This window comes from Rhodovulum steppense, from assembly GCF_004339675.1.
Taxonomy (GTDB): domain Bacteria; phylum Pseudomonadota; class Alphaproteobacteria; order Rhodobacterales; family Rhodobacteraceae; genus Rhodovulum; species Rhodovulum steppense.
Window position 1 is genome coordinate 1 of record NZ_SLVM01000017.1, and the last position, 14,012, is coordinate 14,012.

Here is a 14,012-nt window from a genome sequence, read left to right on the forward strand (position 1 = left end):
GATGATCTCTATCTCAGACATAAGCACGTGCTCAGGCATATGCCTAAGCCTCCATGGTCATGCCCAAGTGTCCGGTCAAAAAGGGGGCCAGTTCAGCTCCGCTTCGCCGCGGTCAATGATCTCTTCCCGTCCGAGGCGTATGACAACTTCCGCGCCTTCGACGCTATTTTGCAGAGAGCAACGGATCGGAAACCGGAAACTGACTGGTTTCCGAGTGGGGTGCGCCGCCGCTGATTTCATGGGGTTTTTCCTGACCGCCAGCCCTAGGCACGCGCCGTTCGGGCGCGGAAAAGCTCCGAAACGGTCAAAGCCCCTGCAACTCGCCATCCGCTAATTTCATAGGGTGCGAGAATCCTCGGGTGTCAAAACCTCCTGTCGCCGCTCAGCAAGCCGAAACCCTTCGCGCGCGTGACCGGCGGGTGACGCCCGCCGCGTCGTCCTAGCCGCCCAGCCGCCGGTTGCGCATCGCGATCAGCCGCAGCCGCAGCGCGTTCAGCTTGATGAAGCCCTGCGCGTCCTTCTGGTCATAGGCGCCCGCGTCTTCCTCGAAGGTGACATGGCTTTCCGAATACAGCGAATGCTCCGACCAGCGGCCCACAGTCCGCACCGAGCCCTTGTAGAGCTTCAGCCGCACGGTGCCGGTGACGTGCTCCTGGCTCTTGTCGATCAGCGCCTGCAGCATCTCGCGTTCGGGGCTGAACCAGAACCCATTATAGATCAGTTCGGCATAGCGCGGCATCAACTCGTCCTTCAGATGCGCCGCGCCGCGGTCCAGCGTGATCTGCTCGATGCCCCGGTGCGCCTCCAGCAGGATGGTCCCGCCGGGGGTTTCATAGATGCCGCGCGACTTCATCCCGACAAAGCGGCCCTCGACCAAGTCGAGCCGGCCGACGCCATGCCGTCCGCCGATCTCGTTCAGCCGGGTCAGCAGGGCGGCGGGCGACAGCGCCTCGCCGTTGATCGCGACCGCATCGCCGCGCTCGAAGCTTACCTCGACATATTCCGGCGCATCGGGCGCCTTTTCGGGATCGACGGTGCGCTGATAGACATAATCGGGCGCCTCGATGGCCGGATCCTCCAGCACCTTGCCCTCGGACGAGGTGTGCAACAGGTTCGCATCGACCGAGAACGGCGCCTCGCCGCGCTTGTCCTTGGCGATCGGAATCTGGTTCTTTTCCGCGAAGTCGATCAGTTTCGTCCGGCTGGTCAGATCCCATTCCCGCCAGGGCGCGATCACCTTGATCTCAGGGTTCAGCGCATAGGCCGAAAGTTCGAACCGCACCTGGTCGTTTCCCTTGCCGGTCGCGCCATGGGCAACCGCATCCGCCCCGGTTTCCGCCGCGATCTCGATCAGCCGCTTGGAGATCAGCGGCCGCGCGATGGAGGTGCCCAACAGGTAAAGCCCTTCGTAAAGCGCGTTCGCCCGGAACATCGGGAAGACGAAGTCGCGCACGAATTCCTCGCGCAGATCCTCGATATAGATGGCGCTGGCGCCCATCATCTCGGCCTTGGCGCGGGCCGGTTCCAGTTCCTCGCCCTGGCCCAGGTCGGCGGTAAAGGTCACCACCTCGCAGCCATATTCGGTCTGGAGCCATTTCAGGATGATCGAGGTGTCGAGGCCGCCGGAATAGGCCAGGACGACTTTCTTGGGCGCGGACATGCGGAGAACTCCGTTGAGGGAAGTCCCGGCGGCGTTTATTGGGTTTCAGCCAAAGGGGCAAGGGCGGCCCGGGGCTTGCATCCGGCGGCCCTGTCGCGCCAGAGAAGTGCATGAGCGATTTCTTCACAAAGGCCCGCGCCGCCGAATCGGCGCTTCGTGAATTGTTCCCGCCGACGCCCTTGCAGGGCAATGTCCACCTGTCGGAACGCTATGGCGCCGAGATCCTGCTCAAACGCGAGGATCTGACGCCCGTACGCTCCTACAAGATACGCGGGGCGTTCAACGCGATGCGCAAGGTTCTGGCCGCTAGGCCCGATCAGCGCGTCTTCGTCTGTGCCAGTGCGGGCAACCATGCCCAGGGCGTCGCCTTTGCCTGCCGCCATTTCGGGGTGCAGGGGGTCGTCTTCATGCCGGTCACCACGCCGCGGCAGAAGATCGACAAGACCCGCACCTTTGGCGGCGAGAATATCGAGATCCGGCTGACCGGCGATTATTTCGACGACACGCTGGCCGCGGCTCAGGCCTGGTGCGCCGAGGCGGGCGGGCATTTCCTTTCGCCCTTCGACGACGAGGACGTGATCGAGGGGCAGGCATCCGTCGCGGTCGAGATCCTCGACGCGCTGGACGGCGCGCCCGATCTGGTGATCCTGCCGGTGGGCGGTGGCGGGCTGGCTGCCGGTGTCGTCTCGGTCCTGCGCGAGGTGGCGCCTGAAACGCGCGTGAAATTCGTGGAACCGGCAGGCGGCATGTCGCTGGCCGCGGCCATGGCGGCGGGGGCGCCCGTGACGCTGCCCCGGGTCGATACCTTCGTCGATGGCGCCGCGGTTGCGCGGATCGGGACCACGACCTTCGGGGTGCTGGGCCGGATCGACCCCTCCGACATCCTGGCCGCGCCCGAGGACCGGATCTGCACCACCATGCTTGAGATGCTGAATGTCGAGGGCATCGTTCTGGAACCCGCGGGCGCGCTGGCGGTCGATGTGCTGCCGGTGCTGGCCGATCAGATCGCGGGCAAGCGCGTGGTCTGCGTCACTTCGGGCGGGAATTTCGATTTCGAGCGGCTGCCCGAGGTCAAGGAACGCGCCCAGCGCTATTCGGGCGTGAAGAAGTATTTCATCCTGCGCCTGCCGCAGCGGCCCGGCGCGCTGCGCGATTTTCTCGACCTTCTGGGGCCGGAGGATGACATCGCGCGGTTCGAATATCTCAAGAAATCGGCGCGGAACTTCGGCACGGTGCTGATCGGGATCGAGACATCGCACGCCGAAAATTTCCCCGCGCTGTTCGCCCGGATGGGCGAGCGGGGCCTCGTGCATCGCGACATCACCGACGATGTGGTGCTGTCGGAATTCCTGATCTAGGCGACCCGCGAGCGGGCCTTGCCAGCCGCCATCAGCAGCCCACGGGATTCGGCATAGCTGTCGAGCAGCGCCGAAAGCTCGACCGACTCGCCCTGCGCCAGCCGGTGTTCCAGCCCCTGGCAGATCGCGCAGAATTCCTTGAGCCCCAGATTCAGCGCCGAGCCGCGCACGAAATGCAGATCGGCGGGCAGGCAGGTCTGGTCCGGCGTGGCGCGCAGCCGGGTCATGACTTCGTCAACTTCCTCAAGGAACAGATCCAGCACCTCGTCGAAGGCCTCCTCTCCGACTTCGCTGCGCAATTCCTCCACCCTCTTCCAGTCGATCATCGTCCACCACACCTCCGATACGCCCCCGCTGATCCAGAAGACTAGGGGCCGGTCCTTAACGGTGAATGAGGCACAAGGCGAAAAAAAGGTCGAAAACGATCTTTCACGGCTCGTTAAGTCACCTCATCCTATTCCGGTCCGACCAACGCACAAGGATGCCCGTGACCGCCGTGATCGAACAGCCCCTGTTTTCCCAGGATCCGCCCTCTCTGGTGCGACTGGTCCTGCTGGTCGATGACAGCCGCCTTCAGCGGCGAATCCTGCGCGCCTCGCTGGAACGCTGGGGCTATGCGGTCGAGGAATGCGGCTCGGCCGAAGAGGCGTTGGAAATCTGTCGCGACCGCCCCGTGGACCTGATCATCAGCGACTGGATGATGCCGGGCATGAACGGTCCGGAATTCTGCAGCGCCTTTCGCGCCCTTCCGCGCGACAGCTACGGGTATTTCATCCTGCTGACCTCGAAATCCGAGACCGGGGAAATGGTCCATGGCCTCGATGTCGGCGCCGACGAATTCCTGACCAAACCCGTGAATGCCAACGAGCTTCGGGCGCGAATCGCATCGGGCGAACGTATCCTGCGCATGGAACACCAGCTGCGCGAACGGAACCGGCTGCTGAGTACGACGCTGGCCGAATTGCGCAACCTCTATGACGCGATCGACCGCGACCTGGTCGAGGCGCGCAAGCTGCAACAATCGCTGGTGCGCGACCGCTCGCGCCGCTTCGGCGGTTCCGAGGTTTCGCTGCTCTTGCGCCCTTGCGGCCATGTCGGCGGCGATCTGGTCGGCTTCTTTCCCGCGGGCGAGGGGCAGGTCGGCCTCTTCTCGGTCGATGTTTCGGGCCACGGGATCAGTTCGGCAATGATCACGGCGCGGCTTGCCGGGCTGCTGTCCTCGGTCTCGGCCGAACAGAACATCGCGCTCGAATCCGATGCCGGTGGCGCCATCCGTGTCCGCCCGCCCGAAGAGATCGTGGAACATCTGAACCGGCTCTTCCATGAAGAGCTTGAGACCGAGCATTATTTCACCATCCTGCTTGCGGTGGTCTCGCTCGACAGCGGGATCATGCGTTTCGTTCAGGCAGGCCATCCCTATCCGGCGATCCAGCGGGCCGATGGCCGGGTCGAGTTCATCGGTTCCGGCGGCCTGCCCGTCGGCCTGCTGCCCGAGGCGACATTCGAGCAGGACGAGGTGCGCCTTGGCCCGGGCGACCGTGTGTTGCTGGCTTCGGACGGCATCACCGAATGCCCATCGTCAACAGGCGATCAACTCGGTGACGAGGGGCTTTGCGCCCTGATGGAGCGCAATGCCGCCATGCGGGGCGAGTCCTTTCTCGAAGTCGTGATGGCTGAACTGATCGACTTTGCCGGCAGGCCGGACCTGCCCGACGACATCTCGGCCGTCCTGTTCGAGTTCGGCTAGGCCGAGGCCCCCTAGCGCGCGACCCCCAGAAAGCGCGCCACGAAATGCCGGTCGCCCGCATTGCCCAGTTCCCGCAACGCCGCTTCGGGCGACATCCACAGCGCGCTATGGCCCGGCTCGCGCGGGGCGCCATGGGCGCGGACCGGACGCGCCAGATAGATGGCGCACAGCTTTTCCGCCCAGAGGTCATATTCCGGCATGTAGGTGAAGCGTCGGAACGCCCCCAGCCGCCGCATCACGTCGATCCGCCAGCCGGTTTCCTCGAACACCTCGCGATGCAGCGCCGACAGGGGCGATTCGCCCGGGTCGATGCCGCCGCCGGGCAACTGGTATTCCGGGACCGGCTCCTGCTGATGCGTGACCAGAAGCGAGCCGTCGCGCACCAGCAGGGCATAGGCCCCCGGGCGCAGCCGGTAGCGTTGGTCCGCCTGTATCGCCTCGCCGAATCGCCGGATCATGTTCTCCCCCTTTGTGCTTGGGCCGCAGGCTCTATATAACGCCCCCGGGCCAAGGCCCAGAACCAGGGAAACGCTCATGTCCATCGGATCGCAGATCGCCTGGGACGATACCGTCCTGCCCTTCCAGCTTGACCGCAGCGATATTCGCGGGCGGGTCGCCCGGCTGGATGGCGTTCTTGATCAGGTTCTGGCGCAACATAACTACCCACCCGGGATCGAGGCGCTGGTGACCGAGGCCGTCTTGCTGACCGCGATGATCGGCCAGACGATCAAGCTGCGCTGGAAGCTGTCCTTGCAGGTGCGCGGCGACGGCCCGGCGCGGCTGATCGCGACCGATTACTACGCCCCCACCGAGCCCGGCGCCCCGGCCCTGATCCGCGCCTATGCCAGTTTCGACGCCGCGCGACTGACCCCCGGCGCCGACCCCTTCGGCCTGATCGGGCAGGGCTATTTCGCGATGCTGATCGACCAGGGCCGCGACATGCAGCCCTATCAGGGGATCACGCCGATCGCCGGCGGCTCGCTTGCCTCCTGTGCCGAGACCTATTTTGCCCAGTCCGAACAATTGCCCACCCGCTTCGCGCTGGGCTTCGGCCGGACCCGGCTGCCCGGCCAGCCGGAACGCTGGCGCGCGGGCGGTGTGATGCTGCAACTGATGCCCGCGGCCTCGATCCCCGCCGCGGCCGAGGGTGGCAGCGGCGAGGCGGGGCTGTTGCAGGCGGATGACATCCTCGACGGGGACGAGGCCGAGGCCTGGACCCGGGCCAACCTGCTGCTCGACACGGTCGAGGACATGGAACTGATCGGCCCCGCGGTGCAGCCGACCGAGATGCTGGTGCGGCTGTTCCACGAGGAAAGCCCCCGCGTCTTCGACGCCCAGCCGGTGCAGTTCGGCTGCACCTGTTCCGAAGACAAGGTGCGGCAAAGCCTGTCGATCTATTCGGCCAAGGATATCGGCCACATGACCACCGACGAGGGGATCGTGACTGCCGATTGCCAGTTCTGCGGCGCCCATTACGAACTGGACCCCGCGACCCTGGGGTTCGAGGCGGAACAGGGGCGCGATGCCGGGGAGTGATCCGCTTGCGCTGCTGCGGGGGGCGCTGTCCCGGCCGGGCGGTGAAACCTCGGATCACGACCTGAACCCCGATTTCATCATGCCCGAAGGCCGCGTGTTGCGCCCCGCCGCCGTTCTGGTGCCGATCCTGTCCAGCCCGGCGGGGCTGCGGGTGATCCTGACCAAGCGCTCCTCGCGGCTGGTGCATCACCCCGGCCAGATCGCCTTTCCGGGCGGCAAGCTCGATGCGGGCGACGATGGCCCCGTCGCCGCCGCGCTGCGGGAATCGCATGAGGAAATCGGTCTGCCCCCCGATCTGGTCGAGGTTCTGGGCATCCTGCCGGCGCATGAAACCGTCACGGGCTTCACCGTGACCCCCGTTCTGGGCCATGTCAGAGACTGTTTCGACCCGATCCCCGAGGCCGGAGAGGTGGACGAGGTGTTCGACGTGCCCTTCGCCGAACTCATGGATCCCGCGCGCTATGTCGTCCAGTCGCGGTTCTGGCGCGGGCAGCGGCGGTATTACTACACCGTGCCCCACGGCCCCTATTACATCTGGGGCGCGACCGCGCGCATCCTGCGGGCGCTGGCCGACCGGGTGGCGCGATGATCCGGGTGCGCGGCGAGTGGTTCTTTGCCGACCATACCCAAGCGGTCTGTCGCATGCTGACCGCCGCGGGCCATCAGGCGCTTTTCGTCGGGGGCTGCGTGCGCAACGCGCTGCTGGGCGTGCCGGTCAGCGATATAGACATCGCCACCGACGCCCGCCCCGACCGGGTGATCGCCCTGGCCGAGGCGGCGGGGCTGAAGCCGGTGCCGACCGGGCTGGATCACGGCACGATCACCGTGGTCGCGGGGCATCTGCCGCATGAGGTCACGACCTTCCGCCGCGATGTGGAAACCTTCGGGCGGCGTGCCGTGGTGGCCTTTGCCGATACCGCCGCCGAGGATGCGCATCGCCGCGATTTCACGATGAACGCGCTTTACGCCACGCCCGAGGGCGAGGTGATCGACCCGCTGGGCGGCCTGCCCGACCTGATCGCGCGGCGGGTGCGCTTCATCGACGATGCCAATGCCCGCATCCGCGAGGATTACCTGCGCATCCTGCGCTTCTTCCGGTTCCATGCCTTTTATGGCGATGCCGATGGCGGGCTGGACGCCGACGGGCTCGCGGCCTGTGCCGCGCATGTCGAGGGGCTGTCCCGCCTGTCGCGCGAACGGGTGGGGGCCGAGATCGCCAAGCTGCTCTCTGCGCGCGACCCTTGCCAGAGCGTGGCCGCCATGGCGCAGGCGGGCGTGCTGGCGCAGGTTCTGCCGGGATCCGATCCGGCCGTGCTGCCTGTGCTGGTGCATCACGAGGCGGCGCTGGGCCTGCCGCCCGACCCGATCCGGCGCCTCGTGGCATTGGGCGGCGCGGATCATGCGGAACGGCTGCGCCTGAGCAAGGCCGACGCGCGCAGGCTGGCCCGGCTGCGCGAGGCGATGACCGGAACCGACACGCCCGGCGCGCTGGCCTACCGTCTGGGCGCGGCCGAGGCGCGGGATGCCATGCTGCTGCGCGCCGCCGCGACCGGCACGCCCCCCCCGGCCGACCTGTCCGACCGGATCGCCGAGGGCGCCGCCGCCATTTTCCCCGTCACCGCACGCGATCTGATGCCCGCCTTCACCGGCCCCGCGCTGGGCGCGCAGCTCGACGCGCTGGAAACACGCTGGATCGAGTCGGGGTTCAGCCTGACCCGGGCGGAGCTGCTCGGCCAGCCGAAGGCCGTTTCAGGCCGGAACAGAGACGCATAGGCCACCCAGACCGCGCCATGGTGGCCCTTGGCATCGCGCCGGTCTATAGTTCAGGTCCAACCCGCGCTAAGGCCATCCCGCCCGTGTTCCGCTTCTTCGAAAACCTGGTCGATCCCTACACGGCCTACCGCCAGACCGACACCCCGCCGCAGCGGCTGGCTCCGTTCCTGTGGGACTATGCCCGCCCCTTCCGCAAGGTCTTTGTCGCCGCCATCGTGCTGGCCATCGTCGTGGCCGCGGTCGAGGTCTGGCTGATCCACGCGATGGGGCAGGTGGTCGATATCCTGTCCTCGGGCACGCCCGAACAGGTCTGGGACGATTACGGTCTGACCCTGATCGTGCTGGCGGTCTTCATCCTGATCCTGCGCCCGGTGCTGCAAGGGCTGGATGTGGCGATCCTCAACAACGCGATCATGCCGAATTTCGGCGCGCTGATCCGCTGGCGGGCGCATGCGCAGGTGCTGCGCCAGTCGGTCGGCTGGTTCGAGAACGATTTCGCCGGCCGCATCGCCAACCGCATCATGCAGACACCCCCCGCGGCGGGCGAGGCGGTGTTCCAGATCTTCGACGCCATCGCCTTTGCCGCGGCCTATACCATCGGCGCGCTGATCCTGCTGGGCCAGGCCGATCCGCGGCTGGCGGTGCCGCTGGTGATCTGGCTTGTGTTCTATGCCGCCCTGGTGCGCTGGACGATGAAGCGGGTCGGCCCCGCGTCCAAGGCCGCGTCGGACGCGCGCAGCGCGGTGACGGGCCGCGTGGTCGATGCCTATACAAACATCCATGCGGTCAAGCTGTTCGCCCATCACGACCGCGAGCTTGCCTATGCCAAAGAGGCGATCGACCGCTCGCGCGAGACCTTTGCCGCCGAGATGCGCATCTTCACCAGGATGGACATCGCGCTGACCGCGCTGAACGGCTTTCTCATCGTGGGCGTGGTGGGCTGGGCGATCCTTCTGTGGATGCAGGGCACGGCCAGCGTGGGCGTGGTCGCGGCGGCCACCGCGCTGACCTTGCGGCTGAACGCGATGACCGGCTGGATCATGTGGGCGGTGTCGAGCTTCTTCCGCTCGCTCGGCGTCGTGGCCGAGGGGATGGAGACCATCGCTCAGCCGATCACCCTGACCGATGCGAAGGACGCGACGCCGCTGGCCCTGCGCGAGGGGCGGATCGAGTTCCAGTCCCTGACCCACCATTACGGGCGAGGCTTCGGGGGGCTGGACCGGGTTGACCTGACGATCCGCCCGGGCGAAAAGGTCGGCCTGATCGGCCGGTCGGGGGCGGGCAAGTCGACGCTGGTGAAGCTTCTGCTGCGGTTCTACGAGGCCGAGGGCGGGCGCATCCTGATCGACGGGCAGGACATCGCGCAGGTCACTCAGGAATCCCTGCGCCGCCAGATCGGCATGGTCAGTCAGGACGCCAGCCTGATGCACCGCTCGGTCCGCGACAACATCCTTTACGGCCGCCCCGAGGCCAGCGAGGCGGAGATGATCGAGGCGGCAGGCCGGGCCGAAGCGCATGAGTTCATCCTTGATCTGCGCGATCCCGAGGGGCGCGCGGGCTATGACGCGCAGGTGGGCGAGCGGGGCGTGAAACTGTCTGGCGGGCAACGCCAGCGCGTGGCGCTCGCCCGCGTGATCCTCAAGGACGCGCCGATCCTCGTGCTGGACGAGGCGACATCGGCCCTTGATTCCGAGGTCGAGGCGGCGATCCAGGACACGCTTTACAACGTGATGGAGGGCAAGACCGTGATCGCCATCGCGCACAGGCTCTCGACCATCGCGCATATGGACCGGATCGTGGTGCTGGATGCGGGCCGCATCGTCGAACAGGGCAGCCATGCCGAATTGCTGGCGCAGAACGGCCTTTACGCGCGGTTCTGGGCGCGCCAGTCGGGCGGTTTCATCGGCACCGAGGCGGCGGAATGAGCCTGACGATCGACCGGCTGTCCCTGCGCGGCGAAGGGGTCACGGCCGAAGGTGTGACCGTCGCGCTGGCGTTGCCCGGCGAGCTTGTCGAGGGCGAGATCGCCGAGGGCCGCATCGCCCGGCCGCGCATCCTGACGCCCGTGGCAGACCGCGTGCGCCCGCCCTGTCCGCATTTCGCCAGTTGCGGCGGCTGCGCGCTGCAACATGCCAGCGACGGTTTCGTGGCCGCGTGGAAGACCGGCGTGGTCGAAACCGCGCTGGCAGGGCAGGGGCTGGCCGCGCCGCTGGACCCGATCCACACTTCGCCCCCCGCCAGCCGCCGCCGCGCCGTTCTGGCCGGGCGGCGCACGAAAAAGGGCGTTCTGGTCGGCTTTCACGGGCGGGCCAGCGATCAGATCGTCGCGATCCCCGATTGTCGGCTCCTGCATCCCGACCTGATGGCCGCCCTGCCCGGATGCGAGGCGCTGGTGGCGCTGGGTGCCTCGCGCAGCGGCGAGGTCACGCTGACGCTGACCCGCTCCGAGGATGGGGTGGATCTGGCCGTCACGGGCAGCAAACCGGCTGCCGCCGCCGGGCTGGCCGCGCTTGCCGAACGCCACGACCTGGCCCGGCTGACCTGGAATGGCGAGGTGATCGCCACCCGCCGCCCGCCGCGGCAGCGGATGGGCCGCGCCCATGTCGTGCCGCCGCCCGGGGCCTTTCTTCAGGCGACCGAGGACGGACAGGCGGCGCTGACCCAGGCCGTGCGCGCGGCCCTTGCGGGCGCGCAGCGGGTCGCCGACCTGTTCGCGGGTTGCGGCACCTTTGCCCTGCCGCTGGCCGAGGCGGCCGAGGTTCACGCGGTCGAGGGCGACGCCGCGATGCTGGCCGCGCTCGACCGGGGCTGGCGCGGGGCGCCGGGGCTGAAACGGGTCACGCATGAGGCGCGCGACCTGTTCCGCCGTCCGCTGCGCCCGGACGAACTGGCCCGCTTCGACGGGGCCGTGATCGACCCGCCGCGCGCGGGCTCCGAGGCGCAGGTGGACCAGATCGCCGCCTCAGGTCTTGCGCGGCTTGCCTATGTCTCGTGCAATCCCGTGACCTTTGCCCGCGACGCGAAAAGGCTGGACTCTGCGGGATTCCGCCTTGGCGGCGTGCAGGTGGTCGATCAGTTCCGCTGGTCCTCCCATGTGGAACTTGTCGCCACATTCACGCGGGGCCATATCGCCAGTCAACGCGGCTTTCCGATTCGAGTGGAGCAATGAGGGACAGACTGGCCAAGGCGCTTGAGCGCCCCGTCACGCGCAACGCCATCATGGGCGTGATCCTGTTCAACGCCGTGCTGCTGGGGATGGAGACGTCCGGCAGCATCATGGCCGAGGCAGGCCCCCTGATCCTGATGCTGGACAAGCTGTGCCTTGCGATCTTCGTGGCCGAGATCGCGGCCAAGCTTGTGGCCTATCGGCTGTCCTTCTTCCGCTCGGGCTGGAACATCTTCGATTTCGCCATTGTCGGCATCTCTCTGGTGCCCGGCGCGCAGACGCTCAGCGTGCTGCGCGCGCTGCGCATCCTGCGTCTGCTGCGCGTGATCTCGGTCGCGCCGCGCCTGCGCCGGGTGGTCGAGGGGTTCATCACCGCGCTGCCGGGCATGGGCTCGGTCTTCCTGCTGATGGGGATGATCTTCTATATCGGCGCGGTCATGGCGACCAAGCTGTTCGGGGATGCCTTCCCCGACTGGTTCGGCACGCTGGGTCTGTCGGCCTATTCGCTATTCCAGGTGATGACGCTGGAAAGCTGGTCGATGGGCATCGTTCGCCCAGTGATGGAGGTTTTCCCCTATGCCTGGGCGTTCTTCGTGCCGTTCATCATGGTCACGACCTTCGCGGTGGTGAACCTGCTGGTGGGCCTGATCGTCAACTCGATGCAGGACGCCCACCACGAAGAGGACGTGCAGCGCACCGATGCCTATCGCGACGAGGTGCTGTCGCGGCTGGCCGCGATCGAGGCCCGGCTTTCGGGGTCCGACGCCGCGCCAGAGGCGCGTTTGCAGGATGAATCCGCACGAAAAATCGCGTATGATCGCCCCTAGGCAAGAAACCGGAACGAGCGGACAAGGCGGGAATGATCGGACGACGTGCTTTCATGGCGGCGGGAGCGTGTCTTGCGCTGTCCGCCTGCGGATCGAAATTCAGAACCTATAACGGGCCCGAGGTCACGCGGGTCGTGGTGTTCAAGGACAAGCGGCGGATGTATCTGCTGCACCATGACAAGGTGCTCAAGGGGTTCGATGTCGGGCTGGGGTTCCAGCCCAACGGGCACAAGCTGCACGAGGGCGACGGGCGCACGCCCGAAGGGCGCTACCTGATAGACCGGCGCAATCCGAACAGCAATTTCCATCTGTCGGTGGGCATATCCTACCCGAACGAGCGCGATGTCGAGGTGGCGCGCGCGCTGGGCCTCAGCCCGGGCGGGGATATCTTCATCCATGGCCGGGCGGGCAAGCACAAGGGCAAGCGCCGCGACTGGACCGAAGGGTGCATCGCGGTCTCGGATCGCGAGATCGAACAGATCTATGCCATGGTGCGCGATGGCACCGTGATTGACATCCTGCCCTGAGGCGGCGCGAATCGGGCCGCGCCTAGAAGGCCGAAGCGACCTGATCCGCCCGCGATCCGGTGATAAGCGACCACCAGATCTTGCCGTTCGGCTCCTGGTAATAGGCAAAGCCCATATCGGTCAGCCGCGGCATCAGCAGCGTTTCGCGCTTCTCGGGATCCTCCAGCCAGGCGGCCAGGATTTCCAGCTCGGTCTCGTAGGTCTCGGCGATCAGTTCGGCGCCGACCCCGCCCTGGTAGCCCGCACGGTTCACCCGGTCCAGCGTCGAGGAACCGTCAGAGCCGAAGGTCCAGGGCCGGTTCTGCACCGCCATGTCGCGGGCATGGGTGGCGGCGGCAGCGTTCAGCCGCGAATCGAGTTCCAGCGAACGCACGCCGCGGGCCTCGCGCAGGGCGTTCACCGCGTCCAGCATCCGGTACTGGATGCGCGCCCGATCCGCCTGCGAGATGCGGTAGACCTGCGGCAGGGGCTTGCCGTCCGGGCCAAGCCGGACGGGGTCGGTGGGGGTGCACGCCGTAACGGCAAGAATGATCGCAAGAGCCGGGACCAGAACTTTCATCGGGACATCCTAACACGCTTCGGGCGATGTCTAGCGGCTCTGCGCCGCCGGTTCAAATCCCCTGAGCGCTGACAGGTCTTTGAATTGCGGGGATGCACGGTCAAGCGTATATATCAGCGCAAAGTGGAACCCTTCCAAGCTTGGAGTGAAAGTTGAACAGCAAGGTCCCGTCTTTCCCGTGTCGCGTGACGCGCAGGCGATTCGTCGGCGGTTCGGCTGCGCTCCTTGGCGGACTGGCCGCGCCCGCCGTCCTTGGGCAGACCGTCGAGATGGAGCAGTCGATCGCCCAGGGGGCGCGGCGCAACACCGCGATGTTCCGGGCGCTGGACTGGCAGCCCTATTTCTCCGACCTGCGCAACGGGGCGGTTCTGGTCGATATCTCGTCGCGCGCGCTGCATTACTGGTCCGAGGACCGCGCGGTCTACAAGGTCTACCCGACCTCGGTGCCGATGTCCGAAGATCTGACCCGGCGCGGACGCACCTCGATCATCCGCAAGGTCGAAGGCCCGGACTGGCGCCCCACGCCCGCGATGAAGCAACGCAATCCCGAATGGCCGGACTACGTTCCGCCGGGGCCGGACAATCCGTTGGGCACCCACGCGCTGCACCTGAGCTGGACCTATTACCGGATACATGGCACCCACGACACCCGCAAGATCGGGCGGCGGTCGTCGAACGGGTGCGTCGGCCTTTATAACGAGCATATCGCCGAACTGTTCGACCTGGCCAAGGTGGGCACGCAGGTGTTGCTTATTTGACGACAATTCCCGGGGCCGCCGGGCAGGGCGCTCTGCATTGTTGAAAACGGTGCCCGCCGCGGATTAGACAGGAGTCACATGCCTTCGATGCATGCGACAGG

At 66.8% G+C, this 14,012-nt stretch carries 15 protein-coding genes; 11 read left to right on the plus strand and 4 right to left on the minus strand.

All coding sequences use genetic code 11. The features are described from left to right. Positions 1 to 234, plus strand: a 234-nt coding sequence (locus EV216_RS18495) for a hypothetical protein (protein ID WP_207894004.1), incomplete at its 5' end; no start/stop codon positions are given. A gap of 205 nt (positions 235 to 439) precedes the next feature. On the opposite strand, the gene EV216_RS11990 is transcribed toward EV216_RS18495, so the two are convergent. Beyond that, positions 440 to 1,660 (minus strand): argininosuccinate synthase, encoded by a 1,221-nt coding sequence (locus tag EV216_RS11990; RefSeq protein ID WP_132695762.1) that lies wholly within the window; start codon positions 1,658 to 1,660, stop codon positions 440 to 442. Positions 1,661 to 1,770: 110 nt separating this feature from the next. On the opposite strand from EV216_RS11990, the gene ilvA reads away from it, so the two are divergent. Then, positions 1,771 to 3,018, plus strand: coding sequence for a threonine ammonia-lyase IlvA (ilvA, locus tag EV216_RS11995; RefSeq protein ID WP_132695764.1), 1,248 nt, complete (start codon positions 1,771 to 1,773; stop codon positions 3,016 to 3,018). Here the strand turns inward: ilvA and EV216_RS12000 are convergent. Further along, positions 3,015 to 3,344 carry an Hpt domain-containing protein gene (locus EV216_RS12000; protein ID WP_132695766.1) on the minus strand — a complete coding sequence of 110 codons (330 nt, stop codon included), beginning with the start codon at positions 3,342 to 3,344 and terminating at the stop codon, positions 3,015 to 3,017. The two genes, ilvA and EV216_RS12000, sit on opposite strands and share 4 nt — an antisense overlap. Positions 3,345 to 3,499: 155 nt before the next feature. Here EV216_RS12000 and EV216_RS12005 point away from each other — a divergent pair, with 155 nt between their 5' ends. Next, complete coding sequence (locus tag EV216_RS12005; protein WP_132695768.1) at positions 3,500 to 4,765, plus strand: PP2C family protein-serine/threonine phosphatase; 1,266 nt, start codon at positions 3,500 to 3,502, stop codon at positions 4,763 to 4,765. An 11-nt stretch (positions 4,766 to 4,776) separates the two neighbouring features. On the opposite strand, the gene EV216_RS12010 is transcribed toward EV216_RS12005, so the two are convergent. After that, positions 4,777 to 5,223 (minus strand): NUDIX hydrolase, encoded by a 447-nt coding sequence (locus EV216_RS12010; RefSeq protein ID WP_132695770.1) that lies wholly within the window; start codon positions 5,221 to 5,223, stop codon positions 4,777 to 4,779. Between the two features lie 76 nt (positions 5,224 to 5,299). On the opposite strand from EV216_RS12010, the gene hslO reads away from it, so the two are divergent. The 7 genes from hslO to EV216_RS12045 all read left to right on the plus strand — a co-directional run bounded on the left by hslO (position 5,300) and on the right by EV216_RS12045 (position 12,594). Further along, positions 5,300 to 6,301: an Hsp33 family molecular chaperone HslO gene (gene hslO, locus EV216_RS12015; RefSeq protein WP_132695771.1), complete on the plus strand. Its 1,002-nt coding sequence runs from the start codon at positions 5,300 to 5,302 to the stop codon at positions 6,299 to 6,301. After that, complete coding sequence (locus tag EV216_RS12020) at positions 6,288 to 6,890, plus strand: CoA pyrophosphatase (protein WP_132695773.1); 603 nt, start codon at positions 6,288 to 6,290, stop codon at positions 6,888 to 6,890. Before hslO ends, EV216_RS12020 begins: the two co-directional genes overlap by 14 nt. Further along, positions 6,890 to 8,074: a CCA tRNA nucleotidyltransferase gene (locus tag EV216_RS12025; protein WP_132695831.1), complete on the plus strand. Its 1,185-nt coding sequence runs from the start codon at positions 6,890 to 6,892 to the stop codon at positions 8,072 to 8,074. The genes EV216_RS12020 and EV216_RS12025 overlap by 1 nt, the downstream gene beginning before the upstream one ends. 83 nt (positions 8,075 to 8,157) lie before the next feature. Further along, complete coding sequence (locus EV216_RS12030; RefSeq protein ID WP_132695775.1) at positions 8,158 to 9,999, plus strand: ABC transporter ATP-binding protein; 1,842 nt, start codon at positions 8,158 to 8,160, stop codon at positions 9,997 to 9,999. Continuing rightward, complete coding sequence (locus EV216_RS12035) at positions 9,996 to 11,243, plus strand: class I SAM-dependent RNA methyltransferase (protein WP_132695777.1); 1,248 nt, start codon at positions 9,996 to 9,998, stop codon at positions 11,241 to 11,243. Before EV216_RS12030 ends, EV216_RS12035 begins: the two co-directional genes overlap by 4 nt. Further along, positions 11,240 to 12,067 (plus strand): ion transporter, encoded by an 828-nt coding sequence (locus EV216_RS12040; RefSeq protein ID WP_132695778.1) that lies wholly within the window; start codon positions 11,240 to 11,242, stop codon positions 12,065 to 12,067. Before EV216_RS12035 ends, EV216_RS12040 begins: the two co-directional genes overlap by 4 nt. Before the next feature lie 32 nt (positions 12,068 to 12,099). Continuing rightward, positions 12,100 to 12,594: a L,D-transpeptidase family protein gene (locus tag EV216_RS12045; RefSeq protein WP_132695779.1), complete on the plus strand. Its 495-nt coding sequence runs from the start codon at positions 12,100 to 12,102 to the stop codon at positions 12,592 to 12,594. Positions 12,595 to 12,616: 22 nt separating this feature from the next. Here EV216_RS12045 and dalA read toward each other — a convergent pair whose 3' ends face one another. Continuing rightward, positions 12,617 to 13,153: a divisome-associated lipoprotein DalA gene (dalA, locus tag EV216_RS12050; RefSeq protein ID WP_132695780.1), complete on the minus strand. Its 537-nt coding sequence runs from the start codon at positions 13,151 to 13,153 to the stop codon at positions 12,617 to 12,619. 269 nt (positions 13,154 to 13,422) lie between these two features. Here dalA and EV216_RS12055 point away from each other — a divergent pair, with 269 nt between their 5' ends. Beyond that, a complete protein-coding gene (locus EV216_RS12055) occupies positions 13,423 to 13,911 on the plus strand; it encodes a L,D-transpeptidase (RefSeq protein ID WP_132695832.1) in 489 nt (162 codons plus the stop codon). Positions 13,912 to 14,012: the final 101 nt, after the last annotated feature.

Excerpts from the sequence above, each read along its gene's own strand:
- EV216_RS11990 (WP_132695762.1), bottom strand. The coding sequence starts at position 1,660 with ATGTCCGCGCCCAAGAAAGTCGTCCTGGCCTATTCCGGCGGCCTCGAC.
- ilvA (WP_132695764.1), top strand. The coding sequence starts at position 1,771 with ATGAGCGATTTCTTCACAAAGGCCCGCGCCGCCGAATCGGCGCTTCGT.
- EV216_RS12000 (WP_132695766.1), bottom strand. The coding sequence starts at position 3,344 with ATGATCGACTGGAAGAGGGTGGAGGAATTGCGCAGCGAAGTCGGAGAG.
- EV216_RS12005 (WP_132695768.1), top strand. The coding sequence starts at position 3,500 with ATGCCCGTGACCGCCGTGATCGAACAGCCCCTGTTTTCCCAGGATCCG.
- EV216_RS12010 (WP_132695770.1), bottom strand. The coding sequence starts at position 5,223 with ATGATCCGGCGATTCGGCGAGGCGATACAGGCGGACCAACGCTACCGG.
- hslO (WP_132695771.1), top strand. The coding sequence starts at position 5,300 with ATGTCCATCGGATCGCAGATCGCCTGGGACGATACCGTCCTGCCCTTC.
- EV216_RS12020 (WP_132695773.1), top strand. The coding sequence starts at position 6,288 with ATGCCGGGGAGTGATCCGCTTGCGCTGCTGCGGGGGGCGCTGTCCCGG.
- EV216_RS12035 (WP_132695777.1), top strand. The coding sequence starts at position 9,996 with ATGAGCCTGACGATCGACCGGCTGTCCCTGCGCGGCGAAGGGGTCACG.
- EV216_RS12040 (WP_132695778.1), top strand. The coding sequence starts at position 11,240 with ATGAGGGACAGACTGGCCAAGGCGCTTGAGCGCCCCGTCACGCGCAAC.
- EV216_RS12045 (WP_132695779.1), top strand. The coding sequence starts at position 12,100 with ATGATCGGACGACGTGCTTTCATGGCGGCGGGAGCGTGTCTTGCGCTG.
- dalA (WP_132695780.1), bottom strand. The coding sequence starts at position 13,153 with ATGAAAGTTCTGGTCCCGGCTCTTGCGATCATTCTTGCCGTTACGGCG.
- EV216_RS12055 (WP_132695832.1), top strand. The coding sequence starts at position 13,423 with ATGGAGCAGTCGATCGCCCAGGGGGCGCGGCGCAACACCGCGATGTTC.